Origin of the sequence: Pseudomonas sp. UBA7530 (assembly GCF_002479365.1) — a bacterium.
Classification (GTDB): domain Bacteria; phylum Pseudomonadota; class Gammaproteobacteria; order Pseudomonadales; family Pseudomonadaceae; genus Aquipseudomonas.
This window is the reverse complement of sequence record NZ_DLMS01000006.1, coordinates 57,453-83,060: the sequence shown is the minus strand read 5'-3', so window position 1 is coordinate 83,060 and position 25,608 is coordinate 57,453. Positions and strand designations below refer to the sequence as shown.

General features: G+C 62.6%; 26 protein-coding genes and 2 tRNA genes. 16 read left to right on the top strand and 12 right to left on the bottom strand.

Annotation, left to right across the window (positions count from 1 at the left end):
• Window positions 1–89: 89 nt before the first annotated feature.
• On the bottom strand, window positions 90–554 hold the full coding sequence (locus B2U07_RS10250) for a methylglyoxal synthase (RefSeq protein ID WP_161864507.1): 465 nt from the start codon (window positions 552–554) through the stop codon (window positions 90–92).
• Between the two features lie 12 nt (window positions 555–566).
• Window positions 567–1,568 (bottom strand): type I glyceraldehyde-3-phosphate dehydrogenase, encoded by a 1,002-nt coding sequence (gap, locus tag B2U07_RS10245; protein ID WP_296270697.1) that lies wholly within the window; start codon window positions 1,566–1,568, stop codon window positions 567–569.
• A 130-nt stretch (window positions 1,569–1,698) separates the two neighbouring features.
• On the opposite strand from gap, the gene edd reads away from it, so the two are divergent.
• Window positions 1,699–3,522, top strand: a complete 1,824-nt coding sequence (edd, locus tag B2U07_RS10240; RefSeq protein WP_296276881.1) for a phosphogluconate dehydratase — start codon at window positions 1,699–1,701, stop codon at window positions 3,520–3,522.
• A gap of 160 nt (window positions 3,523–3,682) precedes the next feature.
• Here edd and rdgC read toward each other — a convergent pair whose 3' ends face one another.
• On the bottom strand, window positions 3,683–4,603 hold the full coding sequence (gene rdgC / locus B2U07_RS10235) for a recombination-associated protein RdgC (RefSeq protein WP_296276880.1): 921 nt from the start codon (window positions 4,601–4,603) through the stop codon (window positions 3,683–3,685).
• A gap of 305 nt (window positions 4,604–4,908) precedes the next feature.
• On the opposite strand from rdgC, the gene B2U07_RS10230 reads away from it, so the two are divergent.
• From B2U07_RS10230 to B2U07_RS10200, 7 genes are all read left to right on the top strand, one after another.
• Window positions 4,909–4,984: transfer RNA gene (locus B2U07_RS10230), tRNA-Val, on the top strand.
• Between the two features lie 15 nt (window positions 4,985–4,999).
• Window positions 5,000–5,076, top strand: a tRNA-Asp gene (locus B2U07_RS10225).
• 186 nt (window positions 5,077–5,262) lie between these two features.
• Window positions 5,263–5,979 (top strand): FKBP-type peptidyl-prolyl cis-trans isomerase, encoded by a 717-nt coding sequence (locus B2U07_RS10220; RefSeq protein ID WP_197855188.1) that lies wholly within the window; start codon window positions 5,263–5,265, stop codon window positions 5,977–5,979.
• A 334-nt stretch (window positions 5,980–6,313) separates the two neighbouring features.
• Window positions 6,314–6,757: a YkvA family protein gene (locus tag B2U07_RS10215; protein ID WP_296270695.1), complete on the top strand. Its 444-nt coding sequence runs from the start codon at window positions 6,314–6,316 to the stop codon at window positions 6,755–6,757.
• Between the two features lie 236 nt (window positions 6,758–6,993).
• A complete protein-coding gene (locus tag B2U07_RS10210; protein ID WP_296270694.1) occupies window positions 6,994–7,317 on the top strand; it encodes a helix-turn-helix domain-containing protein in 324 nt (107 codons plus the stop codon).
• On the top strand, window positions 7,314–7,679 hold the full coding sequence (locus B2U07_RS10205; RefSeq protein WP_197855193.1) for a hypothetical protein: 366 nt from the start codon (window positions 7,314–7,316) through the stop codon (window positions 7,677–7,679). Before B2U07_RS10210 ends, B2U07_RS10205 begins: the two co-directional genes overlap by 4 nt.
• Entirely contained in the window at window positions 7,672–8,157 is a 486-nt protein-coding gene (locus B2U07_RS10200; protein ID WP_275546901.1) for a sel1 repeat family protein, read from the top strand. The genes B2U07_RS10205 and B2U07_RS10200 overlap by 8 nt, the downstream gene beginning before the upstream one ends.
• Here B2U07_RS10200 and B2U07_RS10195 read toward each other — a convergent pair.
• Both B2U07_RS10195 and B2U07_RS10190 read right to left on the bottom strand, forming a co-directional pair.
• The gene (locus B2U07_RS10195) at window positions 8,146–9,900 is read right to left on the bottom strand and encodes a bifunctional diguanylate cyclase/phosphodiesterase (RefSeq protein ID WP_275546900.1); all 1,755 of its coding nucleotides are present in this window, start codon (window positions 9,898–9,900) and stop codon (window positions 8,146–8,148) included. The genes B2U07_RS10200 and B2U07_RS10195 overlap by 12 nt on opposite strands.
• 100 nt (window positions 9,901–10,000) lie before the next feature.
• Window positions 10,001–12,082: a carboxy terminal-processing peptidase gene (locus tag B2U07_RS10190; protein WP_197855197.1), complete on the bottom strand. Its 2,082-nt coding sequence runs from the start codon at window positions 12,080–12,082 to the stop codon at window positions 10,001–10,003.
• A 128-nt stretch (window positions 12,083–12,210) separates the two neighbouring features.
• Here B2U07_RS10190 and B2U07_RS10185 point away from each other — a divergent pair, with 128 nt between their 5' ends.
• The 3 genes from B2U07_RS10185 to ahpF all read left to right on the top strand — a co-directional run bounded on the left by B2U07_RS10185 (window position 12,211) and on the right by ahpF (window position 15,598).
• Window positions 12,211–13,173 carry a zinc-binding dehydrogenase gene (locus B2U07_RS10185; protein WP_275546899.1) on the top strand — a complete coding sequence of 321 codons (963 nt, stop codon included), beginning with the start codon at window positions 12,211–12,213 and terminating at the stop codon, window positions 13,171–13,173.
• Between the two features lie 154 nt (window positions 13,174–13,327).
• Window positions 13,328–13,891, top strand: coding sequence for an alkyl hydroperoxide reductase subunit C (gene ahpC, locus B2U07_RS10180; protein WP_197855200.1), 564 nt, complete (start codon window positions 13,328–13,330; stop codon window positions 13,889–13,891).
• A 150-nt stretch (window positions 13,892–14,041) separates the two neighbouring features.
• Window positions 14,042–15,598, top strand: coding sequence for an alkyl hydroperoxide reductase subunit F (gene ahpF / locus B2U07_RS10175; RefSeq protein WP_275546898.1), 1,557 nt, complete (start codon window positions 14,042–14,044; stop codon window positions 15,596–15,598).
• 144 nt (window positions 15,599–15,742) lie between these two features.
• Here ahpF and B2U07_RS10170 read toward each other — a convergent pair whose 3' ends face one another.
• Entirely contained in the window at window positions 15,743–16,585 is an 843-nt protein-coding gene (locus tag B2U07_RS10170) for a bifunctional allantoicase/(S)-ureidoglycine aminohydrolase (RefSeq protein ID WP_197855202.1), read from the bottom strand.
• A 142-nt stretch (window positions 16,586–16,727) separates the two neighbouring features.
• Here B2U07_RS10170 and B2U07_RS10165 point away from each other — a divergent pair, with 142 nt between their 5' ends.
• Window positions 16,728–17,582: a LysR substrate-binding domain-containing protein gene (locus tag B2U07_RS10165; RefSeq protein ID WP_343252403.1), complete on the top strand. Its 855-nt coding sequence runs from the start codon at window positions 16,728–16,730 to the stop codon at window positions 17,580–17,582.
• Between the two features lie 8 nt (window positions 17,583–17,590).
• On the opposite strand, the gene B2U07_RS10160 is transcribed toward B2U07_RS10165, so the two are convergent.
• From B2U07_RS10160 to B2U07_RS10135, 6 genes are all read right to left on the bottom strand, one after another.
• Window positions 17,591–18,244 carry an HAD family hydrolase gene (locus B2U07_RS10160; RefSeq protein WP_275546897.1) on the bottom strand — a complete coding sequence of 218 codons (654 nt, stop codon included), beginning with the start codon at window positions 18,242–18,244 and terminating at the stop codon, window positions 17,591–17,593.
• Window positions 18,244–19,230: an ABC transporter ATP-binding protein gene (locus tag B2U07_RS10155; protein WP_275546896.1), complete on the bottom strand. Its 987-nt coding sequence runs from the start codon at window positions 19,228–19,230 to the stop codon at window positions 18,244–18,246. The genes B2U07_RS10160 and B2U07_RS10155 overlap by 1 nt, the downstream gene beginning before the upstream one ends.
• Window positions 19,227–20,021 carry an ABC transporter permease gene (locus B2U07_RS10150; protein WP_275546895.1) on the bottom strand — a complete coding sequence of 265 codons (795 nt, stop codon included), beginning with the start codon at window positions 20,019–20,021 and terminating at the stop codon, window positions 19,227–19,229. The genes B2U07_RS10155 and B2U07_RS10150 overlap by 4 nt, the downstream gene beginning before the upstream one ends.
• Entirely contained in the window at window positions 20,008–20,850 is an 843-nt protein-coding gene (locus tag B2U07_RS10145; protein ID WP_197855206.1) for an ABC transporter permease, read from the bottom strand. Before B2U07_RS10145 ends, B2U07_RS10150 begins: the two co-directional genes overlap by 14 nt.
• The gene (locus B2U07_RS10140) at window positions 20,847–21,653 is read right to left on the bottom strand and encodes an alkaline phosphatase family protein (protein WP_275546894.1); all 807 of its coding nucleotides are present in this window, start codon (window positions 21,651–21,653) and stop codon (window positions 20,847–20,849) included. The genes B2U07_RS10145 and B2U07_RS10140 overlap by 4 nt, the downstream gene beginning before the upstream one ends.
• Window positions 21,654–21,754: 101 nt before the next feature.
• Window positions 21,755–22,813 carry an ABC transporter substrate-binding protein gene (locus B2U07_RS10135; protein ID WP_275546893.1) on the bottom strand — a complete coding sequence of 353 codons (1,059 nt, stop codon included), beginning with the start codon at window positions 22,811–22,813 and terminating at the stop codon, window positions 21,755–21,757.
• A 316-nt stretch (window positions 22,814–23,129) separates the two neighbouring features.
• Between B2U07_RS10135 and B2U07_RS10130 the strand changes: the two genes are divergently transcribed.
• From B2U07_RS10130 to B2U07_RS10115, 4 genes are all read left to right on the top strand, one after another.
• Entirely contained in the window at window positions 23,130–23,846 is a 717-nt protein-coding gene (locus B2U07_RS10130; RefSeq protein ID WP_275546892.1) for a UTRA domain-containing protein, read from the top strand.
• A 135-nt stretch (window positions 23,847–23,981) separates the two neighbouring features.
• On the top strand, window positions 23,982–24,344 hold the full coding sequence (locus tag B2U07_RS10125) for a YciI family protein (protein ID WP_197855210.1): 363 nt from the start codon (window positions 23,982–23,984) through the stop codon (window positions 24,342–24,344).
• Window positions 24,345–24,371: 27 nt separating this feature from the next.
• On the top strand, window positions 24,372–25,154 hold the full coding sequence (locus tag B2U07_RS10120) for a DUF899 domain-containing protein (RefSeq protein ID WP_197855211.1): 783 nt from the start codon (window positions 24,372–24,374) through the stop codon (window positions 25,152–25,154).
• Between the two features lie 22 nt (window positions 25,155–25,176).
• Complete coding sequence (locus B2U07_RS10115; protein WP_275546891.1) at window positions 25,177–25,599, top strand: YybH family protein; 423 nt, start codon at window positions 25,177–25,179, stop codon at window positions 25,597–25,599.
• The last annotated feature ends 9 nt before the right edge of the window (window positions 25,600–25,608 follow it).

The window sequence follows — 25,608 nt, the reverse complement described above, 5'->3', positions numbered from 1 at the left end:
GAAAAAGCGCAGTTTACGAGCTGTAAATGAGCATTTTGAGGCCGGTTTTAACGCAGTATTGCCAACGCAGGTAGTTTTTCAATGGCCTGCTAGCCGCGCGCAGCTAGATAAGCCTGGTAATCGGGGATACGGTACTCGTGCTGCTGTTCCAGCAGGCTGCTGCTGAGCAGGTAATCGGCGCTGCTTTCGTTGCACGCCACCGGGATGTTCCAGACGGCAGCCACGCGCAACAGGGCCTTGATGTCTGGGTCGTGTGGCTGCGGCTCGAACGGGTCCCAGAAGAACACCAGCATGTCCACGCGCTGTTCGGCGATGCGCGCGCCGATCTGCTGGTCGCCGCCCAGCGGGCCGCTGATCATGCTCTCCACCGGTAAATCCAGACGTTTGCTCAGAAGCAGGCCGGTGGTGCCGGTGGCCACCAGCTCATGGCGCGCGAGCTTGTCGCGCTGACGTTCGCACCAGTCGAGCAGGAAGCCCTTGCAGTGATCGTGCGCCACCAGGGCGATGCGCTTGCGCGCCGGCAGTTCGGCGCGGGTAAAGCTGATACGGCTCATCGAGCCTCCTGTTCAGTTCAAGCGGGCCAGCACCAGGCAGTTGTCCAGCATGCGGTTGGAGAAGCCCCACTCGTTGTCATACCAGGCCATCACCTTGAGCAGCTTGCCGCTGACCTTGGTGTGGTTGGCGTCGAAGATCGATGACAACGGGTTGTGGTTGAAGTCGCAGGACACCAGCGGCAGCACGTTGTAACCCAGCACCGAGGATTGCTCGCTGGCCGCCTTGAGCAGGGCGTTGGCTTCCTCTGCGGTGGTTTCGCGTTTGACCTGCAGGGTCAGGTCAACCAGTGACACATTGATCACCGGTACGCGTACCGCCATGCCGGTGAGCTTGCCGGCCAGCTCCGGCAGCACCAGGCCGACCGCTTCGGCCGCACCAGTCTTGGTCGGGATCATCGATTGGGTTGCCGAGCGCGCGCGGTAAAGGTCGCTGTGGTAGACATCGGACAGATTCTGGTCGTTGGTGTAGGCGTGGATGGTGGTCATTAGCCCCTGTTCGATGCCCAGCTCGCGCTGCAGCACCTGCGCCACCGGCGCCAGGCAGTTGGTGGTGCAGGAGGCATTGGAGATGATCTGCATGTCCGGCGTTAGCACCTGTTCGTTGACGCCGTACACCACGGTGGCGTCGGCGCCTTTGGCAGGCGCGGAGATCAATACCTTGCGCGCGCCGGCGGCAAGATGCGCGGCTGCCTTGTCGCGTTCGGTGAACAGCCCGGTGCATTCGAGCACCACATCGACCTGATGGGTTTTCCAGGGCAGCTCGGCCGGGTTGCGAATGGCGCTGACGGCGATGCGATCACCCTTTATCCACAGGCTTTCGCCGTCGACTTTCACTTCTTCGGGGAAATGGCCGTGGACGCTGTCATATTGCAGGAGGTGCGCATTGATCGTGCTGTCGCCCAGATCGTTGATGGCCACGACTTGCAGGTGCTGACGATAATTCTGGGTATAAAGTGCGCGTAGCACGTTGCGGCCGATACGGCCGAAGCCATTGATGGCGATTCGTAGTGTCATGGTGAGGGTCTCGTTAATTTGTTGTTGTAATTACAAGATTATTCCCATCGCTATGGAAATCAAGCGTGCCGGGTGGCAATATTTTGTTGTAAATACAAACAGACGCTAGCAGCTAGCCTGGAGATTTCCCATGCATCCCCGCGTTGTCGAAGTTACCGAACGTCTTGTCGAGCGCAGCCGCGCCACGCGCCAGCGCTACCTTGAGATGATCCGTGCAGCTGCCAGCGAAGGCCCGCAGCGGGGCAAGCTGCAATGCGCCAACTTCGCTCACGGCGTCGCCGGCTGCAGCGGTGACGACAAACAGACCCTGCGTCTGCTGGATGCGGCCAATGTGGCCATCGTTTCTGCTTACAACGACATGTTGTCGGCGCATCAGCCTTACGAGGTCTTTCCCGAGCAGATCAAGCAGGCCCTGCGCGAACTCGGTTCAGTAGGGCAGTTCGCCGGTGGCGTGCCGGCCATGTGCGATGGCGTCACCCAGGGCGAACCGGGCATGGAGCTGGGCATTGCCAGCCGCGAGGTGATCGCCATGTCCACGGCCGTGGCGCTGTCGCACAACATGTTCGACGCTGCGCTGTACCTGGGTGTGTGCGACAAGATCGTGCCAGGGCTGATGATGGGCGCACTGCGTTTTGGTCACCTGCCATCGCTGTTCGTGCCGGCCGGGCCGATGACCTCGGGTCTGTCCAACAAGGAGAAGGCTGATGTGCGTCAGCGCTACGCCGAAGGCAAGGCGACCCGCGAAGAGCTGCTGGCAGCGGAAATGGCCGCTTACCACGGGCCGGGCACTTGCACCTTCTATGGCACCGCCAATACCAACCAGTTGCTGATGGAGGTGATGGGCCTGCATCTGCCGGGCGCCTCGTTCATCAATCCGGGCACGCCGCTGCGCGAGGCGCTGACCCGCGAGGCTGCGCAGCAGGTGACGCGCCTGACCAAGCAGAGTGGGAGTTTCATGCCCATCGGCGAGATCGTCGACGAGCGCTGCCTGGTCAATTCCATTGTCGCCCTGCACGCCACGGGCGGCTCGACCAACCACACACTGCACATGCCGGCCATCGCCCGCGCTGCCGGCATTCTGCTGACCTGGCAGGACATGGCCGATCTGTCCGAGGTGATGCCGACCCTGGCCCACGTTTATCCCAACGGCAAGGCCGACATCAATCACTTCCAGGCCGCTGGCGGCATGGCCTTTCTGATTCGTCAGTTGCTTGATGCCGGGCTGTTGCATGAAGAGGTCAACACCGTGGCCGGGCGCGGTTTGTCGCGCTATACCCAGGAGCCTTTCCTCGAGGATGGCAAGCTGGTCTGGCGCGACGGGCCGACCGAGAGCCTGGAGGAGAGCGTGCTGCGTCCGGTGGCACGGCCGTTCTCGGCCGAAGGTGGGCTGCGTTTGATGCAGGGCAATCTTGGCCGTGGCGTGATGAAGGTGTCCGCCGTGGCACCCGAGCATCAGGTAGTCGAAGCGCCGGCGCTGGTGTTCGAGGATCAGCTGGAGCTGGTCGAGGCGTTCAAGGCCGGCAAGCTGGAGCGCGATTTCGTCGCCGTGGTGCGTTTCCAGGGGCCGCGCAGCAACGGCATGCCAGAGCTGCACAAGATGACGCCTTATCTGGGCGTGCTGCAGGATCGTGGTTTCAAGGTGGCACTGGTCACCGATGGGCGTATGTCCGGCGCCTCGGGCAAGATCCCGGCGGCCATTCATGTCTGCCCGGAGGCCTTCGATGGCGGGCCGCTGGCGCGGGTGCGCGACGGCGACCTGATACGTGTCGATGGTCAAAGCGGGCAGCTGGTACTGCAGGCCGACGAGGCTGAGTTCGCCGCACGTGAGACGGCGTCGAGGCCAGCTCCGGCAATGGGCTGCGGGCGTGAGCTGTTCGCCTTCATGCGCCATAACTTCAGCACGGCGGAGCAGGGCGCCAGTGCCTTTACCGAGAGCCTCGAGTCGCTGGTCTGACGCTCACTCGTGTGTAGCCCGGATGAAATTCGGGGTTGTCTTCCGATGTAGGGCAGCTAACCTGCCGGTCGAGTTGGCGGGTTGCACCCGCCCTACACCTGTCGGATAGATCCTCTCCCCCGGCCCCTCTCCCGCAAGCGGGAGAGGGGAGGCAAGCGCCCTAGATTCCCTGCGGAATCTCTTCGCCGCCCAGTGCGGTGAACAGCTCCGGCAGGAACTCCACCAGAGTCATCATCATCAGGACGAAGCTGGCGTCCTGCTGGGCCAGGGCGTCGCCGCCGCCGTCCTGCTCGGCCTGTTCCTGCAGCACATCTTCGAAACGCAGGCGCTTGATGGTCAGCTTGTCGTCGAGCACGAAGGACAGCTTGTCCTGCCAGGCCAGTGACAGCTGGGTGACCTGCTTGCCGGTGGACAGGTGCAGCTGGATTTCCTCGCTGGTCAGGTCCTGGCGCTTGCAGCGCACCACACCGCCGTCCTCGTGGGTGTCGCGCAGCTCGCACTCATCGAGCACGAAGAAGCCTTCGGCAGCGCTCTGGTTCTTCAGCCAGTCGGTGAGCGTGGCGGTCGGTGCGATCTTCACCGACAACGGGCGTACCGGCAGCGAGCCGATGGCCTCGCGCAGGGTGGAGAGGAGGTCTTCGGCCTTCTTGGCGCTGGCGCTGTCGACCAGGATCAGACCCTGCTTCGGCGCGATGGCAGCGAAAGTGCCGGATTTGCGGATGAAGGCGCGCGGCAGGAAGGCCTGGACGATCTCGTCTTTGATCTGGTCGCGCTCTTTCTTGTAGACCTTGCGCATCTGTGTGTTTTCGATTTCGTCGACCTTTTCCTTCAGCGCGTCGCGCACCACCGAACCCGGCAGGATGCGTTCTTCCTTGCGCGCGCCGATCAGCAGGAAGTCGCCGCTGACGTGCACCAGTGGGGCGTCGGCACCTTTACCGAAGGGGGCGGTGAAGCCGTAGGTGGTCAGTTCCTGGCTGGCGCAGGGACGGGCCGGTTTGCTGGCCAGTGCGGTCTCCAGCGCTTCGGCGTCGAAAGGGATGTCCTGGGTGAGGCGGTAGACCAGCAGGTTACGAAACCACATGAGCGGGTGACTCTCCATTGATGATGTAAGTCGCGAGGCGGCGCCATCTGTGGGCTTTCACCTGGGGAAAGCCGGCGCGCAGCGACGGATGAAGGTGGCGGGCGAGCAGCGGTAGGCTGACCGGTCCGCCGGCACAGAGCGCGCATTATTCTCCGCTGGCGTGCTCAGGCCAACCCTGACAACGAACCTTCGAGGAAATTCGCCGGTGCTGCCTAAGTTCTTGCTGCGGCGATAAATTTTTTATGAAGAGGGCTTGCCAAGGTCCGAATCGCTCTCTAGAATGCGCCCCACTTCGAGAGTGAATGGGGTGGTTAGCTCAGCCGGGAGAGCATCTGCCTTACAAGCAGAGGGTCGGCGGTTCGATCCCGTCACCACCCACCAATCTCGCAGTTACGCGCAGCGGTAGTTCAGTCGGTTAGAATACCGGCCTGTCACGCCGGGGGTCGCGGGTTCGAGTCCCGTCCGCTGCGCCATTCTTTTCCTCGCTTCATCCCCTCCTGTGACAACGCTTCGGCATTCGCCGAAAACCTCAAAAAATCCTTTGTTTGCTTGAACTTATGCGTATTGTACGGCTCCTATGCCGTAGCCAGTGATCGCGGCGTACTGCTAAGCTCGCGCTTTCACACGACGGCCTTCGGGCGCATCTACAAGGAACAAGCATGAAACAGCATCGTTTGGCGGCGGCGGTTGCCCTGGTGGGCCTGGTGCTCGCCGGTTGCGATTCGCAAACCAGCGAAGTCGAACTCAACAGCCCGGCGCAGAAAGCTTCCTACGGTATTGGCCTGAACATGGGTCGCAGCCTGTCCGAAGAGGGCATGGACGATCTGGATTCCAAGGCCGTCGCCCAGGGGATCGAAGATGCGCTGGCGAAGAAGGAGCCGCGCATCAAGGATGAGGACATGATCGAGGCCTTCTCCTTCCTGCAGAATCGTGCTGAAGAGCGCATGACGGCGCTGAACAAGGAAGCTGCCGAAGCCGGCAAGAAATTCCTCGAAGAGAACGGCAAGCGTGAAGGTGTCGTCACCACTGCTTCCGGTCTGCAATACGAAGTGATCGAGAAGACCGACGGCGCGCAGCCGAAGGAAAGCGACGTGGTGACCGTTCACTACGAAGGCAAGCTGACCGATGGCAGCGTCTTCGACAGCTCCGTCGCGCGTGGCAGCCCCATCGATCTGCCAGTTGGCGGCGTGATCCCGGGTTGGGTCGAAGGTCTGCAACTGATGCACGTGGGCGAGAAGTACAAGCTGTACATCCCCAGTGAGCTGGCTTACGGCGAGCAGAGCCCGTCCCCGGCCATTCCGGCCAATTCGGTATTGGTGTTCGATCTGGAACTGATCGCCATCAAGGATCAGGCCGCCGAGCCGACCGAAGAGTAACACCTGGTACTTGCGTACAACGCCCCGTCTTGACGGGGCGTTGTCGTTTCTGAGGGCAAAAAAGAGGGTGCACGGTGGCAGGGTGTTACGCTTATGCACATTTTGGGAAAGATTCCCGAAGAGCCTTCGCTACAGACGCGGGCTTCTCATGTCAATCAGCAACTTGTTGATTTTCATGGATTTTATATGCTGTATAAAAAATATCCGATCTAAGCCGAGACCCCATGCCACGGGGCTTTGATAAGCTTGTCTAAAGAATTTGCACAGATTTATCCACAGCTTCGGTGGATAAGCGAGGCAAGCCCAGAAAGTACCTGGCTCGCCGAGGAGGCCTATGAAAATTCCGTGGAAACTGACGCGTTACCTGCCGTTGGCCGCCCGCTTTCTTCGCGACGGCAAGTTGCCCGAACTCGTGCGCGCGCTAGGTGACAAGCGCACCCCGCAGGGACAGCGCTTCGCCGCATTCAAGGAAGATCTGCAGTTGCTGCGTGCGCTCAGCCTGGCCTGGTTCAAGGGTGAGTACCGGCAGATCAGCAGCCAGGCTCTGCTGATGGTGGTGGCGGCGCTGCTGTATTTCATCGCTCCGCTCGATGCCATTCCCGACTGGCTGGTAGGCGTCGGCTTCGTCGACGACCTCGCCGTGCTGGCCTGGGTCATGCGCACCTGGCATGGCGAGCTGGATGCCTTCAGGGCGTGGCGGGACAAGCAGAGCCCGGAGCGCATGGCGCTCATCGAACAGCTACCGCCGGCCGAACGGGTCGATCCGCTGCAGTCCTGATGGCCCGTTCGCGCGTTGCGGATTCTGTTCGCACCCGCTGAGCAGCCGACGCTCCCGTGTTTCGCACTCTCAAGGTCGCGCGTTCGCAGGTTGCCGATTCGAGCGGATAGGGCGAAACGCCGCATCTCGCTACCTGGCCCGTTTGGATGACGCCTCTGGCGGTAGACGCCTGTTAAGATGACCACATGCAAGGAAGGGGTCGAGGCCGTCGGCCCTGCTTTCCAACGGAGAGACTCATGAGTGTGCAAATCATTGCCCGTGACGGCGAGCCGGAATACGCAGTGCTGCCCTGGGCCGATTATCAGGCCCTGTTGCAGGCTGCGGGGCGCCAGGAGGTTGCCGCGCCCGTTGAGCCTTCGCCGGTGCCTGCAACCAATCGCGCGCCTCTCGCGCAGTTGCAAGCGCTACGCGAAGCCAAGGGCCTGAGCCCGGAAGCGCTGGCGCGCAGCGTCGGTATCAGCCCCCATTATCTGGCCATGATCGAGAGCGGCGAACGGCAGCCCGATGCCGCGATTCTGCGTTCTCTTGCCTGGGAGCTGGGGCTGGAGGGCTGGTCTTGAGTGTACGCATCAGTCGTCAACACTGGCAGGCACTGCTGACCGAGCTGGATGATGCCCGCCGTCAGCGCCACCTCCTGACTTATCGAGCGCTGATCGAGCGCCTCGACCTACCGACGCCGGCCATGCAAACCCTGACCGCCGCTTTGGAGCACCTCGCTGCACTGGATGCTCGCGCCGAGCGGCCGCTGCGCAGCGCGCTGGTCATCAGTCAGGGCGCCAGTCGCCTGCCGCGCACCGGCTTCTTCGATTGCGTGACGCGCCTCGGGCGTTTCAATGGGGCCTCCGATGGCGTCGCCGCTGCGTCCTGGCATGCGGCGGAGGTGGTGCGGGTGTTCGAGTTCGAGTATCCCGCCGATGTCTAGGTGGCTCTGGCAGGCCCGAGCGCGGCTGGGGTACTGGCTGGCTCGGCGACTTTTCCACTGGCCTGCGGCGCTGCGTCAACCGCGTCTGTGGCAATGGATGCAGGGCCAGTACGGACGTATGGCCAACCTCGGCGACACCGCGGCGCAGAGTTTCTATGGTCATATCCTGCTATTTCGCGGCCAGGGCCTTGGCGCGCGCGAGGAGGGGCTGCGGCTGCTGCGTCTGGCTGCCCAGGGTGGAGACGGCAAGGCCGCCTATCAACTGGGCGTGCAGGCCATGCAGGGCGACACCCGGCAAGTGCCGGATGCCGTGCAGGCCGTGCGTTGGTGGGAAATGGCGGCGACTGCCGGGCATCCCTTGGCGAGCGGGCGCCTGAGCCAGCTTTACCGCGAGGGCGCTCCCGGCCTGGAAGCAGACCCGCAGGCCGCCGAGCGCTACGCCGCCATGGCGGACGAGGCTAGCCGCTCAGGCCGCTGAGCCTTCCAGAATGTGCAGGCTGTAGCCAGGCACGCCCTTGGCCTGGCGCTTGGCTTCGGACGCCAGTTCGGCCAGGCGCGAGGCATCGAGTTGAGCGCAATCCGTCTTTCTCACGTGCACCACGCCGATCGAAAGCGACAGCAGCGCATATTCCTGGCGCTGGCCCTGGCGGTTGTGGGCGATGAAGCAGCCGGCCTGGAGATGCTCCTCGCGATAGAAGCGTCGGCACTGACTTTGAAAATCCTCGATCAGCTTGCCGAGCTTGTCGCGCCAGTCGGTCGAGCCAAGCACCAGCATGAAATCGTCACCGCCGATATGGCCGACGAAGTCGCGCGCCGGATCGACCCGCTCGTTCAGGCACTGTGCCAGGCACAGCAGCACCTCGTCGCCCTTGGCATAGCCGTAGAGATCGTTGAACGGCTTGAAACTATCGATATCGACATAGCACACGGCCGCTTCGCGCTGCTGTTGCAGCAAGCGGCTCAGGCATTGCTGGATCGGCACGTTGCCTGGCAGCAGGGTCAGCGGGTTGGCGTGACGCGCCTGCTGGAGTTTCTGCTCGGTGATCAGCTTGAGCACGTCGATCACCCGTCCCAGCCCCAGATAGCGGCCGTTCTGGATGATGATGAAGTCTTCCTCGATGCGCTGGCGTGCACGACTGGTGAGCAGACGACTGACCTTCTGCAACGACTGCGTCAGCTCCACGGCGAGAAAGTCCTGGCTCATCAGACGGCTTATGGGTTTGCGCGCGAACAGATCGGTGGCGAATGGCTTGAGCAGCGCTTCGGACAGCGAGTGACGGTGGACGATGCCGACCGGCTGCCGCTGGGCGTCCAGCACCGCCAGGGAGTTGAGGTTGGCCTGGGCGCGAAAGACGTCCAGCACCTCGGCGATGGGCGTGTGCTGATCGACTGCGAGCTGATCGTTGAGCAGAGCGCTGAGGTCATGGCTGTCTTCGCTGAGGCTGGCCTGGTTGCTCTGGATCTGGGGCAGCAACTGGCGTGCCTCGCGCGGCGGCTTTTCCTGCGGCCTGCTGAGCAGGTAGCCCTGTACCAGGTCGACGCCCATTTCCGTCAGTACGGCCAGCTCTTCGGGCAGCTCGATGCCCTCGGCTATCACCTGTGCGCGTGATGCTTCGGCCATTTTCAAAATGGAGCCGACGAACTCGCGTTTCACCGTGTCGAGGTGGATGCCGTCGATGAAGTGACGGTCGATCTTCACGTAGTCCGGGCGCAGCTCCGACCACAGGCGCAGGCTCGAATAGCCGGCGCCCAGATCATCCAGGGCGATGGAAAACCCCATGGCGCGGTAGTGATGCAGCGCATTGTCGAGCAGGGCGAAGTCTTCGGTGGGCGACTGCTCGGTGAGTTCGATCACCACCTGGCTTGGTGGGATGCCGAATGCCTGCAGCAGTTTCAGGGTGCGCCCGGGCTGGTGACCGGGGTCGAGCAGCGATTCCGGCGAGACGTTGAGAAACAGCTTGCCGTCCAGGCCCAGGGCGCTGAAGCCCTTGCAGGCGCTCTTGCGGCAGGCCATTTCCAGTTCGCTCAGGCGGCCTGCGTGGCGGGCCACGGCGAACAGCGTCAATGGTGAATGCAGTGGACTGTTGGATGGGCCGCGAGTCAGTGCCTCGTAGCCGAGAATGCGCTGTTCGGACAGCGAGACGATGGGTTGGAACAGGCTGCTGAGGTCGCCGTGAGCGAGGATGTTACCCAGTGCGCTCAACTGCTCGGTGACGGTCATGGTGTTCTCGATCTGCCGGAAAACGAAGGGGCCGGTTTCTAACCGGCCCCTGCATTTCACGACAGTTCGATGACGATTTGATGACGTTCGTAGAATCGCCTCAATGCAGCGCCAGCGACGGGTTCAACCCCAGGTAGTCGAGCAGGATGCGTCCGGACTCCGAAAGGTAGGCATCGTCTTCCGGCGTGCTCTTCTCGTCAGCAAGCGGCAGCGCGTCCTCGTCTTCTTTCTCCAGCTCCTTGAGCGGCTCTTCGCCCTTGGCCTGGCGGCGGTTGTTCTCCAGGGCCAGTTGCTTGGCTTCGACTTCGGCCTGGCGAGCACGTCGGGTCTGTTCGTTGAGGCTGACGGTTTTCTCCTCCATCAGCTTCTTGGCTAGGGTAAGGCGGTCGCGAGTGAAGACGAAGTCCGGGTCCTTGGCCGTGCGCTGATCATGGCGAGCCTTCAGTTCGGTCAGGAACGGCTTGATCGGGTCCAGCTCGGGCTTGATCGCCGGACGGATGCTGTCCCACGGCAGTGCGGCGGGCAGGGCGCTTTCGCCGATGTCCTTGGTGTCCATGACGTCCGGGTAGAGGATGTCGGGAATCACGCCCTGGTGCTGGGTGCTCTGGCCGGAGACGCGATAGAACTTGGCCAGGGTCAGTTTCAGTTCGCCATGGTTGAGCGGCTGAATGGTTTGCACCGTGCCCTTGCCGAAGGTCTGGCCGCCGAGAATCAGCGCGCGGTGATAGTCCTGCATGGCGCCGGCGAAGATCTCCGAGGCCGACGCGGACAGGCGGTTGACCAGCACCGCCAGCGGACCGTTGTAGTAGATGCCCTTGTTCTCGTCGGCGAGCACGTCGACGCGACCGTCGGCGTTGCGCACCAGTACGGTGGGGCCCTGTTCGATGAACAGGCTGGTCAGCTCGGTGGCTTCCTGCAGCGAGCCGCCGCCATTATTGCGTAGGTCGATGACCACGCCGTCGACCTTCTCGGCCTGCAGCTCGTCGAGCAGGCGTTTGACGTCACGGGTGGTGCTCTTGTAGTTCGGGTCGCCTGCGCGGAAGGCCTTGAAGTCGAGATAAAAGGCCGGCAGTTCGATCACGCCGAGCTTGTAATCGCGGCCATCGTGCTTGAGTTCCAGGACCTTTTTCTTGGCGGCTTGCTCTTCCAGCTTGACCGCTTCGCGGGTGATGGTGACCACCTTGCTACTCTGGTCGCTCGGCGCATTGCTGGCCGGAATCACTTCCAGGCGCACGGTGGAGCCTTTCGGGCCACGAATCAGCTTGACCACTTCGTCCAGGCGCCAGCCGATCACGTCGACCATTTCATCATTGCCCTGGGCGACGCCGACGATCTTGTCGGCAGGTGCGATCTGCTTGCTCTTCTCGGCCGGGCCGGCTGGCACCAGACGCACCACCTTGACGTGCTCGTTGTCGCTCTGCAGGACGGCGCCAATGCCTTCCAGCGAGAGGCTCATGTTGATGTCGAAGTTTTCCGCGTTATCCGGCGACAGATAGGTGGTGTGCGGGTCGTAGGTGGTGGCGAAAGCGTTGATGTAGGCCTGGAACACGTCCTCGCCGCGGGTCTGCTTGAGTCGCGCCAACTGGTTCTTGTAGCGCTTGGTCAGCAGCTCCTGGATGTCCTTGGTTTCCTTGCCGGCGATCTTCAGGCGCAGCACTTCGTCCTTGACGCGTTTGCGCCAGAGGTCGTCGAGTTCGGCACGATCCTTGGCCCAAGGAGCTTTCTCGCGGTCGACCTGCAGCTCTTCATCCACCGTGAAATCGATCTTGTCGACGCCTTTGCCCAGCTCGGCCAGGGCGAAGTTCAGGCGTTCTTCCAGGCGGGTAAGGTGACGGCGATAGATGGTGAAGCCCGGTTCGAGCTCGCCGCTTTTCAGCAGGTCATCGAACTTGGTGCGCCACTGGTTGAATTCGGCGATGTCGGCCGCAGTGAAATAGCTACGGGACGGATCGAGCAACTTCAGGTAGTTGTCGTAGATCTGAACCGAGCGCTCGTCATTGAGCGGCGGCTTGTTGTAGTGGTGGCGGCGCAACAGCTCCACTACGTTGAGGCTGGCGATCACCTGCTCGCGATCCGGTTGCAGGTAGTCCCAACTGGTCGCTGTGGTGGTCTTGGCCGCCAGCGGCAGGGCACTGAGGCCGAGAACGAGGGCGAGGGCGGTGCTTGCAAGGGAGCGCTTCATGCTGATTCGACGTAGTGGCAGGTGATAACGCATATTAGGCCGTATTTGAGGGCGCCAGGTTCCGTTGGCGCTAGGCGAAAGCCCGGCGGTCAGCGCTGGGCTTGGTTCACTTGCACTATGGAGGCAGCATGAAGGCATTGCAAGGCGTCGAAGGGCGTGCAGAGTGGCTGGAACAACCGGCACAGAGCTGTGATGCAGGGCAGATCCGGGTGAAGGTGGCGGCCGCTGGGCTTAACCGGGCCGATCTGTTGCAGCGTGCCGGGCTCTATCCGCCGCCACCGGGTGCTAGCCAGGCGCTGGGCCTGGAGTGCTCCGGGGTGATTGTCGAAGTGGGTGCTGGCAGCGCCTGGCAGGTGGGCGATCGCGTTTGCTGCCTGCTCGCCGGTGGCGGTATGGCCGAGGAAGTGGTGCTCGATGCACGCCACGCCATGCCGGTGCCTGAGGGTTTGACTCTGGTCGAGGCTGCCGTGGTGCCGGAGGTGTACGCCACGGCCTGGCTCAATCTGTTCCAGCTCGGCGCTCTGCGCCCCGGGGAAAAAGTCCTGCTGCATGCTGGCGCCAGTGGCGTCGGTTCGGCTGCCATCCAGCTGTGCAAGGCGTTCGGTAGCCCGTGCTGGGTCAGCGTCGGCTCTGCCGAGCGATTGGCCTACTGCGAAGCGCTGGGTGCGCAGGGTGGTGCCTTGCGTGGTGAAGATCTGCAGGCCTTGCGTGATTTCGGGCCGTTCGACGTGATTCTCGATCCGGTCGGTGGGCAGTATGCGGCGCTTAATCTGGAGTTATTGGCGCGTGACGGTCGCTGGATCAACATCGGCCTGATGGGCGGGCGCGAGGCCAAGCTGGACCTGGCTCAGGTGCTGGGCAAGCGCATCCAGTTGACCGGTTCGACCCTGCGCAACCGCGACGATCAGTTCAAGGCCGATCTACTGCACGATCTGCAGCAGCAGGTGTGGCCGCTGTTCGGCGAAGGCCGGTTAAAGCCGCAACTGGAGCGCAGTTTTGCGATCCAAGACCATGAGGCGGCGTTCGAGACGCTCGCTGGTAACCAGGTCGCAGGTAAACTTGCACTGCTGATTGATCCCAGCCTAGTCTGAATCAGGGCTGCAGCCCGCATGTGGCGTGGGCTGAGCCATCGATTGGTGCATTCAATCGATATCATGCCCGTAATCAATAAGCTTTTTTCTGTTAGGTGGCTAATATAGCGACCGTAGCTTTCAACCCTCACCCAAAACTCAGAAGGAGTCAGAGATGTCCCTCATCAATACTCAGGTTCAGCCGTTCAAGGTCAATGCGTTCCACAACGGCGAGTTCATCGAAGTCACCGATCAGAGCCTGCAGGGCAAGTGGTCTGTGCTGATCTTCATGCCGGCTGCCTTCACCTTCAACTGCCCGACCGAAATCGAAGACGCCGCCAACAACTACGCCGAGTTCCAGAAGGCCGGTGCCGAGGTCTACATCGTGACCACCGACACCCACTTCTCGCACAAGGTCTGGCACGAAACTTCGCCGGCCGTTGGCAAAGCTCAGTTCCCGCTGATCGGTGATCCGACCCACCAGCTGACCAACGCTTTCGGCGTGCACATCGCTGAAGAAGGCCTGGCTCTGCGCGGCACCTTCATCATCAACCCGGAAGGTCAGATCAAGACCCTGGAAATCCACTCCAACGAAATCGCTCGTGACGTCGGCGAGACCCTGCGCAAGCTGAAAGCTGCCCAGTACACCGCCGCTCACCCGGGCGAAGTTTGCCCGGCCAAGTGGAAAGAAGGCGAGAAGACTCTGGCTCCTTCGCTGGACCTGGTCGGCAAGATCTAAACTGCCAACACCTTCCCAGCCTTTGCGGGTTGGGGAGGAACGAATCTGCGCTGTTTGGGCCATTAACCGGCCCTTGTGGTGCCCGATGCCCGGGCGCGATCCGTCCGGGCATTTTATTGCCCGAATTTTCGTATTTGAGGAATTTCCGCCATGTTGGACGCCAATCTTAAAGCCCAGTTGAAGGCCTACCTGGAAAAGGTCACCCAGCCGTTCGAGATCGTCGCGTCCCTTGATGACGGCGAAAAATCCCAGGAACTGCTCGGGCTTCTGCAAGACATCGTCGGCCTGACCGACAAGATCACCCTGAAGACCAATGGCAGCGATGCCCGCCGACCGTCGTTCTCGCTGGTGCGCCCCGGCGCGGATATCGGCCTGACCTTCGCCGGCATCCCCATGGGCCACGAGTTCACCTCGCTGGTGCTGGCGCTGCTGCAGGTGGGCGGCCATCCGTCCAAGCTGGACGCCGACACCATCGCGCAGATCAAGAGCATCGAAGGCAAGTTCGAGTTCGAGACCTACTTCTCGCTCTCCTGCCAGAACTGCCCGGACGTGGTTCAGGCGCTGAACCTGATGGCCGTGCTCAACCCCAATATCCGCAACGTCTCCATCGACGGCGCGCTGTTCCAGGAAGAAGTCGAGCGTCGCCAGATCATGGCCGTGCCGAGCATCTACCTGAACGGTGAGGTTTTCGCTTCCGGTCGCATGGATGTGAAGGAAATCCTCGCCAAGATCGATACCGGCGCCGCCAACCGCGATGCCGAGAAGATGACCGCCAAGGAAGCCTTCGACGTGCTGGTGGTCGGTGGTGGCCCGGCCGGTGCCGCAGCTGCCATCTACGCTGCGCGCAAGGGCATCCGCACCGCCATTGCCGCCGAGCGCTTCGGTGGTCAGGTGCTGGACACCATGGCCATCGAGAACTTCATCTCGGTGAAGGAGACCGAAGGTCCGAAACTGGTGCGTGCGCTGGAAGAACACGTCAAGGAATACGACGTCGACGTGATGAATCTGCAACGTGCGTCGGCGCTGGTGCCAGCCAGCAGCGAAGGTGGCCTGCACGAAGTGCAGTTCGAGAACGGCGCCTCGCTCAAGGCCAAGACCGTCATCCTTTCCACCGGTGCGCGCTGGCGCGAGATGGGCGTGCCCGGCGAGCAGGAATACAAGGCCAAGGGCGTGTGCTTCTGCCCGCACTGCGACGGCCCGCTGTTCAAGGGCAAGCGCGTGGCGGTGATCGGCGGCGGTAACTCCGGTGTCGAAGCGGCCATCGACCTGGCCGGCCTGGTCGCTCATGTGACCCTGCTGGAATTCGCCGACACCCTGCGTGCTGACGCCGTACTGCAGAAGAAGCTCTACAGCCTGCCGAACGTCACTGTGATCAAGAGCGCGCAGACCACCGAGGTCACGGGCGATGGCCAGAAGGTCAACGGCCTGGTCTACAAGGACCGCACCACCGAGGAGCTGCACACCGTCGAGCTGGAAGGCATCTTCGTGCAAATCGGTCTGCTGCCCAACAGCGACTGGCTCAAGGGTAGCGTCGAGCTGAGCCGCTTCGGTGAGATCGTCGTCGATGCCAAGGGCGCGACCAACATCCCGGGCGTGTTCGCTGCCGGCGACGTGACCACCGTGCCGTACAAGCAGATCGTCATCGCCATGGGCGAGGGCTCGAAGGCATCGCTGTCCGCCTTCGATCACCTGATCCGCCATAGCTGATCGATGTCTTAAAATAAAAAGGCCATCCCCGAGGGGATGGCCTTTTTCATTGGGGCGAGGGCGGAGGTTTTCGCGTAGGGCGGGTGCAACCCGCCACCATTGCCGAACCGGCGGGTTACACCCGCCCTACGCGGGAGGAGTGACCTAGCGCTTCAGACCGCCCAGGGTCAGCGGCATCTGACGGTTCACATCCTTGTACAGCAGGTAGCGGAAGCGGCTCGGGCCGCCGGCATAGCAGGCCTGCGGGCAGAAGGCGCGCAGCCACATGAAGTCGCCGGCTTCCACTTCGACCCAGTCCTGGTTCAGGCGATACACCGCCTTGCCTTCGAGCACGTACAGGCCGTGTTCCATGACGTGGGTTTCGGCGAAGGGAATCACGCCGCCTGGTTCGAAGTTGACGATGTTGACGTGCATGTCATGACGCATGTCGCTGATCTCGACGAAGCGCGTGGTGCTCCAGCGGCCTTCGGTGCCGGGCATGACGATCGGCTCGATGTCCTGCTCATGGGTGACGAAGGCTTCCGGGTAGGGCACGCCCTCAACCGGCTGGTAGGCCTTGCGCAACCAGTGGAAGCGCACGGCTTCGCTGCCGTTGTTGCGCAGCGACCAATCGCTTTCTGGCGGGATGAAGGCGTAGCTGCCCGGACGCAGGGCGTGCTGGGTGCCGTTCAGAGTCAGGTCGCAGGTGCCTTCGACGACGAAGATCACGCCTTCGGCGCTCGGGTCCAGCTCGGGTTTCTCGCTGCCGCCGTTCGGGCCAACTTCCACGATGTACTGCGAGAAGGTTTCGGCAAAGCCGGTCAGCGGGCGGGCGATGACCCACATGCGCATGTTGTCCCAGAACGGCAGGTGGCTGGTGACGATGTCACGCATCACGCCCTTGGGAATCACGGCGTAGGCTTCGGTGAACATGGCGCGGTCGGTCAGTAACTGATCCTGACCAGGATGACCGCCATGCGGGGCGTAGTAGTAGGGCGTTTTGCTCATCGAGAGATTGCCTCGGCGGGTGGATGGCGCTGGGATCGATCCCGGCGCGAAAAAGGACTCCCAGGCACTATAGGAATTCGCAGCTGGATTCGGAAATTAAATAGTAGAATGCCTGTCAGTGGATTTCATGATGGGTGGCGCGATGCTTGATCCGGTGCTGTTACGCAGTTTTCTCGCCGTGGTGCAGACCGGAGGCTTCACTCGTGCCGCTGCTAGCCTGCATCTGACGCAGTCCACCGTCAGCCAGCAGGTGCGGCGTCTTGAGGAGCAGCTCGGCGCCGAGCTGCTCGACCGCAGTGGCCGCTACGTGGTGACCACCACCGAAGGCGAACGCCTGCTCGGTTATGCCAACCGCATCGTCGCGCTGATGGACGAGGCGATGCTCGCTTTGGGGCAGAGCGCGGTGGAAGGCGAGGTACGCCTCGGCGTGCCGGACGATTTCGCCGCCAACAGCCTGACACCCTACCTGGCCGATTTTGCCGATGCGCATCCGGGCATTCGCCTGGAGATCACCAGCGGCCTCAGTCATGACGTATGGCGGGCGTTCAATGCGGGCGAGCTGGACCTGGCGCTGATCAAGCAGCGCGCCGGCAGTGCCAAGGGCCTTGCCAGTTGGGCCGAGCCGGTCGCCTGGCTCGACAGCCGCGCGCGCCCAGTGCTGGCGCGCAATCCGGTGCCACTGGCGGTTTTCCCGCCCAACGGCCTGTATCGCCTGGAAATGACCCATGCGTTGGATGCCATGGGCAAGCCTTGGCGCATCGCCTACGTCAGCAGCAGTTTGCCTGGAGTCAGCGCCGCAGCCGAAGGTGGCCTGGGCCTGACCCTGTTGCCGCGCCGGTTGATCACGTCCGCGCATCGCGAACTGGGCGAGGCCGAAGGCTTCGCCCCGGTTGCGCCGGTGGAGGTGGCCCTGCATGCGCGCAACCAGTTGCCCGGTTATGCACGGGAACTGGCGGCGGCGTTGATCGAGGCCTGCGAAGGGATCATGAGCCGGTAGTGTGAGGTTCAGCGCCAACTGAGGATCGGCCAGCCGGACTTTTCGGCATGGGCGCGCAGAGTTGGGTCAGGATTGACGGTAAAGGGCCTGTCCACCAACTGCAGCAGCGGCAGATCATTGCGAGAATCGGAATAGAAGCTGGCGCCAGCCAGACTTTCGCCCTGTTCGATCAACCAGCTTTCCAGGCGGATCACCTTGCCCTCACGGTAGGTCAGCACGCCTTGAGTACGCCCGCTGTAAAAGCCGTGCTGCAGCTCCAGGTCGATGGCCAAGACCTCGTCGATGCCGAAGCGCTCGGCGATGGCGCTGACCAGAAAATGCGCCGAGGCCGAGATCACCAGCAGGCGGTCGCCAGCGGCGCGATGCGCGGCCAGGGTGCGGCTGGCGTCGCTGTAGAAGATCGGCTCGATCACGTCCTCGACGAAGGGCTCGACCACATGGGCGACCTCCTCGGGCGTGCGGCCGACCAGCGGTGACAGGGTGAAAGTCATGTAGTCCTCCATGGCCAGAGTGCCGGCGGCGTATTGGCGCATCAGCTCCTGTTCGTGGGCGATGAAGGACTCACCGTCAGCCCAGCCGATCTTGACCATTTCCTGCGTCCACAGGCTGGCGCAGTCGCCGTGGATCAGCGTCTCGTCGAGGTCGAAAATCGCCAAGGCCATCACGCCACCTCCCGGATCGCATCCGCGCCGATGGCCAGGCTGACGCTCTGGCCGTCCTGATGCAGGTCTGCGGCGGAGCGGTTGAGCACGTCCACCAGCAGCTCCACGCCGCGGGCTTCGACCCGGTAGCGCACGACGTTGCCGAGCAGGCTGTGGCCGAGGATGGTGCCGTCGATACCCAGGCCACCGATCTGGATGGCTTCCGGGCGAATCGCCACGCGGCTGTTCACCGGGCGCAGCAGCAGGCGGCTGGCAGCATCGGCGTCGAGCAGGTTGTAGTTGCCGATGAATCCGGCGGCGAAGGCATCGGCCGGCGCGGTGTAGAGGGTTTCGGCGTCGCCGCTCTGGACGATCTGGCCGCCGTTCATCAACACGATGCGGTCGGACAACACCAGCGCCTCTTCCTGATCGTGGGTGACGAAGATGGTGGTCAGGCCCAGCTCGCGCTGGATCGCGCGAATCTGTTCGCGTAGATGTTTGCGGATACGTGCATCCAGCGCCGACAACGGCTCATCGAGGAGCAGCAGACGCGGCCGGGTGACCAGTGAACGGGCCAGGGCCACGCGTTGACACTGACCGCCGGAAAGCTGGTGCGGATAGCGCCCGGCGTAGTCGCTCAGCTCCACCAGCTCCAGCGCTTCGGCGACACGCTTGTTGGCCTCGGCACCGGGCACCTTCTGCATGCGCAGGCCGAAGGCGACGTTCTGCGCCACGCTCATGTTGGGGAACAGCGCATAACTCTGGAACACCATGCCGATGCCGCGTTTCTGCGGTGGCATGGGTACCAGGTCCTGGCCGTCGAGGAGGATTTGCCCACCGTCGACTGCAGTCAGGCCCGCGATGCAGCGCAGCAGGGTGGACTTGCCGCAGCCGGATGGGCCGAGCAGGGTGATGAACTGGCCCTGGCCGATCTCGATATTGATGTCAGTGAAGATCTGCGTCGGGCCGTAGCTTTTGTGCAGGTTCTGAATGTGCAGAAAACTCATGACTTGTCCTTGTTCAGACGGTTGGCTGCCCAGGTCATCAGCAGCACGAACATGAAGTAGGAAATCACCAGAGCGCTGGTGAAATGGCCGCTGTCGTTGCGCATGTTGTACAGGTAAACCTGCAGCGTCTCGTAGCGGCTGCCCACCAGCAGGTTGGCGAAGACGAACTCGCCGAACAGGAAGCTGAAGGACAGGAATATCGAGACCATCAGGCCCTTGCGCAGGTTGGGCAACACCACCATGAAAGCCGCGCGCCAGGTGCTGGCGCCAAGCAGGTGAGCAGCGTCCATCAGGTCGCGCAGGTTGATCGCCTGCAGGTTGTTGGTGATCGCCCGGTACATGAAGGGCAGGGCGATGGTGAAGTAGCAGCCGATGAGGATCCAAGGCGTGCCCAGGATCGGCAGCGGGCCGGATGCGAACAACTGCATCAGGCCGACCGAGGACACCACCGGCGGAATGGCGAACGGCAGCAGGATCAGCACGTTCATCACGCCATCGAGCTTGGGAAAGTGGTAGTTGACCACGAACAGCAGCGGCAGGATCAACACCAGCGCCAGTGCCAGGGCGCCAAAGCACACCAGCAGCGAGCGACCGAAGGCGGAGAGAAAGCGCGCATCGCTCCACAGCGCCACGTACCACTTGAAGGTGAAGCCGCTGGGCAGGACGGTCGCTGACCAGCTGGTAGAGAGCGAGTAAACCAGCGTGCCGAGTAGTGGCAGCAGCAGGACCAGAAACAGCAGGTAGACCACCAGTTGGTGGAACAGCGGCGAGCGTTTTTCAGCGGGCGACATGGTAGCTCCGGCGCAGCAGCCATTGGTGGACGATGGTGATCAGGGTCATCAGGCCGACCAGCACCATCGCCAGTGCGCTGGCCATGTTCGGGTCGAGGAAGATGTCGCCGGAGACCATTGCCGCGATACGGATCGGCAGGATGTTGAAGTTGCCGGTGGTCAGCGCATACACCGTGGCGTAGGCGCCGAGGGCATTGGCCAGAAGGATGACGAAGGTGCCAAGCAGCGCCGGGGTCAGCACCGGCAGGCCTATATGTCGCCAGAACTGCCAATTGCTGGCGCCGAGCAGCTCGGCCGATTCGCGCCAGTCTTCGCGCAGGGCATCGAAGGCCGGGTAGAGCAGCAGCACGCCGAGGGGAATCTGGAAATAGGTGTAGAGGACGATCAAACCGGTCTTGGAGTAGAGATTGAAGTCCTCGATCACGCCCATCTGCTTGAGCAGGATGGTCAGCGCGCCGTTGAAGCCGAGCAGGATGATGAAGGCGAAGGCCAGCGGCACCCCGGAGAAGTTGCTGGTCATGTTGGAAAAAGCCATGACGAAATCGCGCAGGCGGCTGCTGACCTGACGCAGCGAATAGCTGCCGATGATCGCGATGACGATACCCAGCAGGCTCGACCAGAAGGCGACCTCCAGGCTGTGGCGCATGGCCTGGCGGTAGAACGGCGAGGAGAAGGCCTGCTGGAAATTGCCCAGGCCCCAGCCTTCACTGGTATTCAGGCTGTTGCTTGCCACCCAGAGCAGCGGTGCGATCTGAAAGGCGAAGAAGAACAAGGCGAAGGGTACCAGGCACAGCAGTGCCCAGCCCTTGCTGGAAATGGACGACTTCATGCGAGCAGCTCCCTGCACCAGGGTTTGTCGTGGGCTGCGCCGAGCAATTGGCAGATGGTCCCGCACAGCTCGGTCTGCTGCGGGCGGGCTGCCGGATCGAGGCTGAAGGCGCTGCCGAGGACGATCAGCGGCACTTCGCGTTCTTCCGGCAGCAGACCGTTATGGCTGCGGTCGGTGTTCATGCCGTGGTCGGCGGTCGCCAGTATCTGGTAACCGGCGTCGAGCCAGGTCTGGATGTACTCGGCCAGCAGCACGTCGGCCATGCGCGCGGCGTTGCGGTATTGCGGGCTGTCGAGGCCGTGCTTGTGGCCGGCGTCGTCGATGTTCATCGGGTGCACCAGCAGCAGGTTCGGCGCATGAAGCTGGCGCAGGCTGTCGGCATCGGCGAACAGGTGTGAGTCCGGATAGTGATCGGCGTAGTAGAAATGGCCGTGTTGGATCGGCAGCGCCTCGTCGCTGGTATGACGGTCGCGGGCGGCCTGGAAGGGCGCGCGATTGTACAGCTCGCTGACCCAATGATAGGCCGCAGCAGCAGTGGTCAGGCCGGCGTCACGGGCGTAGTGGAAGACGCTGCGCTGATTCGACAGGCGCACCACATCGTTGTGCACGATGCCGCTATCGATGGGGGCGACGCCGGTGAGAATGCATTCGTAGAGTGGGCGGGACAGTGCCGGCAGTGCGCAGTCGAGCTTGTACAGCGCGGCGCGCCCGGCCTGGCAGTAAGCCAACAGGTGGCCCAGCGCATGCTGGGCCACCTGATAGCTCAGGCCATCCAGTACCACCAGGATGACGTTGTGCTTCATGGGGTTCTCTCGTTAGGTCGTAGCCCGGATGCAATCCGGGGCGCACTTGGCGATTGCCCCGGATTTCATCCGGGCTACGGATCAATGGTGTCGCGGCCGCATCAGTTCATATTGATGATCACGTGCTCCTGCCACAGGCGCGGCAGCATCTTGGAGGTGTTCTCCCAGGCAGCAGCATCCTTGATCGGCTGGACCTTGGCGTACTGCTCTTGCGGCAGCAGCTTGGCCTGCACTTCGGCCGGCAGCTCGATATGCTCGGCGCGGATCGGGCGGGCGTTGCCCTTGGCCAGGTTGATCTGCCCGGCATCGCTGAGGATGTATTCGCGGGTCAGCTTGGCGGCGTTGGGGTTCTTCGCCCATTTGTTGATGATGGTGCTGTAGCCGGAGATCACCGAGCCGTCGGACGGGATCAGCACCTCGAAGCGCTCGGGGTCGATCTGGTCGCGGTAGGACAGGCCGTTGAAGTCCCAGACGATGCCGACTTCCACTTCACCTTTTTCCAGGGTCTGGATGGTCGGGTTGGCCAGCGACAGGCGACGCTGCTTGGCCAGTTCGCCGTAGAAATCCAGGGCAGGCTGCACGTTGCTCTCGTTGCCGCCCATGGCGATGGCGGCGGCCAGCACACCGTTCACGGCTTGTGCCGCGGTGCTCACGTCACCGGCAGCCACCTTGTAGGTGCCGGTCTTGAGGTCTGCCCAGGAGCGCGGGATGTCCTTGACCAGTTGCTTGTTGACGATGAAGGCGATGGAGCCGGTGTAGGCCAGCATCCAGTGGCCGTCCTTGTCCTTGGCCCAGTCCGGAATCTGCTCCCAAGTGCTCGGCTTGTACGGCTGGGTCACGCCCTGCTGCACGGCGATAGGGCCGAAGGCGGCACCGACGTCACCGATATCGGCAGTGGCGTTTTCCTTCTCGGCGGCGAACTTGGCGATTTCCTGCGCCGAGCTCATATCGGTGTCCTGATGCTTGAGGCCGTAGAGTTTGGTCAGGTCGGCCCAGGTGTCTTTCCAGTTGGCCCAACTATCGGGCATCCCCACGCTATTCACCGCGCCTTCGGCGCGTGCAGCCTTTTCCAGTGCCTGCAAGTCGGTGTCTTCGGCCATGGCGGAGGTCGCCAGAGCGATGGCCGAGCCCATCAGTGAAGCCAGCAGCAGTTGTTTCATTGGAAACTCCTTTGCAGTGAGAGTGTTGGTCTAGATCAGCAATACCCGAGCCAATCTAGGCGCCTTCAATGACAGTTTTATGTCCGGCCACAGCTGGCAGATGTCTAGGCGTGGCTGGCCGGTGCGCTTCACAAGCGTAGACCATGGATAAGTGGCTGATTTATCGGGCAGCGAATGCGCAGGCCGGTGGCATGCGGCGTGCTTGCAGCCTGGTTGTCATCTATCAGTCATCTAGACTGCCTAGTCTTGTAACCCGTCTGGGCAATTGAGTTTTGCCCTGTCATGGGGCTGGACTAGTCCAAAGAGGAAGATGTTGATGCGCGAAGAAGTGCCACGGGCCGTCACTGTCATCTGCCGCGCCTTGCAGGAGCAGATCGACCGGGGCCTGTTGTCCTCCGGCAGCAAATTGCCAGCCGAGCGCAAGCTCAGCGAATTGTTCGACACCACGCGCATCACCCTGCGCGAGGCGCTTGGCCAGCTGGAGGCGCAGGGGCTGGTCTACCGTGAGGAGCGCCGCGGCTGGTTCGTTTCGCCAACGCGGGTCGCCTACAACCCGCTGGTTCGCACCCACTTCCACGCCATGGTCGCTGAACAGGGGCGGGTGCCGGCTACCGAGGTGCTGAATGCACGGCTGATGCCCGCCACGGCGCAAATCTGCGAGATACTGGAGTTGCCCGCACTGTCGAGCGTCTATCAGGTGTGCCGCGCGCGGCGCATCGACGGACGCCTGGTGCTGTACGTCGAGCACTACCTCAACCCGGCTTACTTCCCCGGCATTCTCGAGTTCGACCTGACGCGCTCGCTGACCGATCTCTACGCCAGCGAATATGGCATCCACTACGGCCGAGTACGCTTCGACATGGTGCCCACTGCGTTGCATGCCGAAGCCGCAGCCAGCCTCAAGGTCGCGCCTGGCAGCCCGGCGCTGCGCATTACCCGGGTCAATCGCGACCAGCACGGGCGCATCATCGACTGCGACCTGGAGTTCTGGCGCCACGACGCCATCCACGTCAGCGTCGAAGTCCCCGAGTAGGGCGCCGCGCGCCAACTCGCTAACGAGGCGCGTCCGACCGTTCGTCGGCTGCGAAGATCTTTTTTCGGCCAATGTCGAAATAGCGCCCTTAGGTTCGACTATCCAGTATCCACCCCCAAGGAACTGGAGCGCGCCATGAAATACCTTTGTCTCGTCTACGCCAGCGAACAGGAGCTGCACAGCTCCGCCGACAGCCCGCATGACAGCGAATGCCACGCCTACGCCCAGCGTGTGCAGGAAAGCGGGCGCATGCTCGCCGCCGAGGCGCTGCAGTCGGTACAGACCGCCACCACGGTGCGCATGCGTGGCGGCAAGCTGGCGATCACCGATGGCCCCTTTGCCGAAACCAAGGAGCAACTGGCTGGCTTCTACCTGATCGAGGCGCGTGATCTCAACGAAGCCATCCAGCTCGCCGGGCACATTCCCGCCGCCCGTGTCGGCTGCGTCGAAGTGCGGCCGATTCGCCAACTGGATATCGACCCGGCCGCGCAGCGCTGAGTCGCCATCGTTCATCGGAGAATTCTTATGGACCGTCGTTATATCCCTGAAGTCGCCACGCGCGAGCAATGGTTGGCCGCGCGCAAGGCCCTGCTCGAGCAGGAAAAGGCCTTGACCCGTCAGCGCGATGCGCTCAACCGTGCCCGCCGTGCCTTGCCCATGGTGCTGGTGGAGGAGGATTACCGCTTCGATGGCCCAGACGGCGAGGTTGGGTTAGAGGCGCTGTTCGACGGGCGTAGCCAGTTGATCGTCTATCACTTCATGTACCACATGGACCGAGGCGAGGGTTGCGACGGTTGTTCCTGCCTGGTGGACAACATCGGTCACCAGTCCCACCTGCATGCCCGTGACACCAACCTGGTGCTGGTCTCGCGCGCGCCGCTGGCCGATCTCGAAGCTTTCAAGCGGCGTATGGGCTGGACCCTGCCCTGGTACAGCTCATACGGCAGCCGTTTCAACTACGACTACCACGCCACCACCGACGAGCAGGTCGCGCCGGTCGAGTACAACTACCGCGACAAGGAAGAGCTCGAGCGCCTGGGCCTGACCTATCACGTGCAGGGTGAGCAGCCTGGCGTCAGTGTGTTTCTGCGGGAGGGTGGGCGCATCTATCACACCTACTCCACCTATGGCCGAGGTGTGGAGATCCTGATGAGCAGCTTCCATTTCCTCGACTTCACGCCCTTTGGCCGTGGCGAAGGCTGGGACGGCATGCCCGACCTGGACGGCAAGGGCCTTAACTGGACACGCCTGCACGATGAGTACGAGCAGGCGGCGCCCACCCATGACTGTTGCGGCCACAAGGCCTGAACCCTAGCGAAGGAGAAACCCCATGAGTCAGCATGAACTGCAAGACGCACTGAACAGCTGGACCGAAGCCTGCCGCAGCAAGGACGTGGCGCGCATCATGAGTCACTACGTGGAGGATCTGGTGTCCTACGATGCCGTCGGCCCGCTGCGCTTCGAAGGACGCCCGGCGTATCAGGCGCATTGGCAGGCCTGCATGGAGATGTGCAGCGGCCCGGGGATGTTCGAGCCGCACGAGCCGACTTTCAACGCCAGCGGCGATCTCGGCGTGACCCACTACCTGCTGCATTGCGGCGGCACCAATGACAAGGGCGAGATGGAAACCTGCTGGATGCGCGTGACCCAGTGCCTGCGCCGCCAAGGCGGCAGCTGGCTGATTTTCCATGAGCACTTCTCGGCGCCCTGCGATATGGAAAGCGGCAAGGCGCTGTTCGACCTTGAACCTTAGGGTTGAACG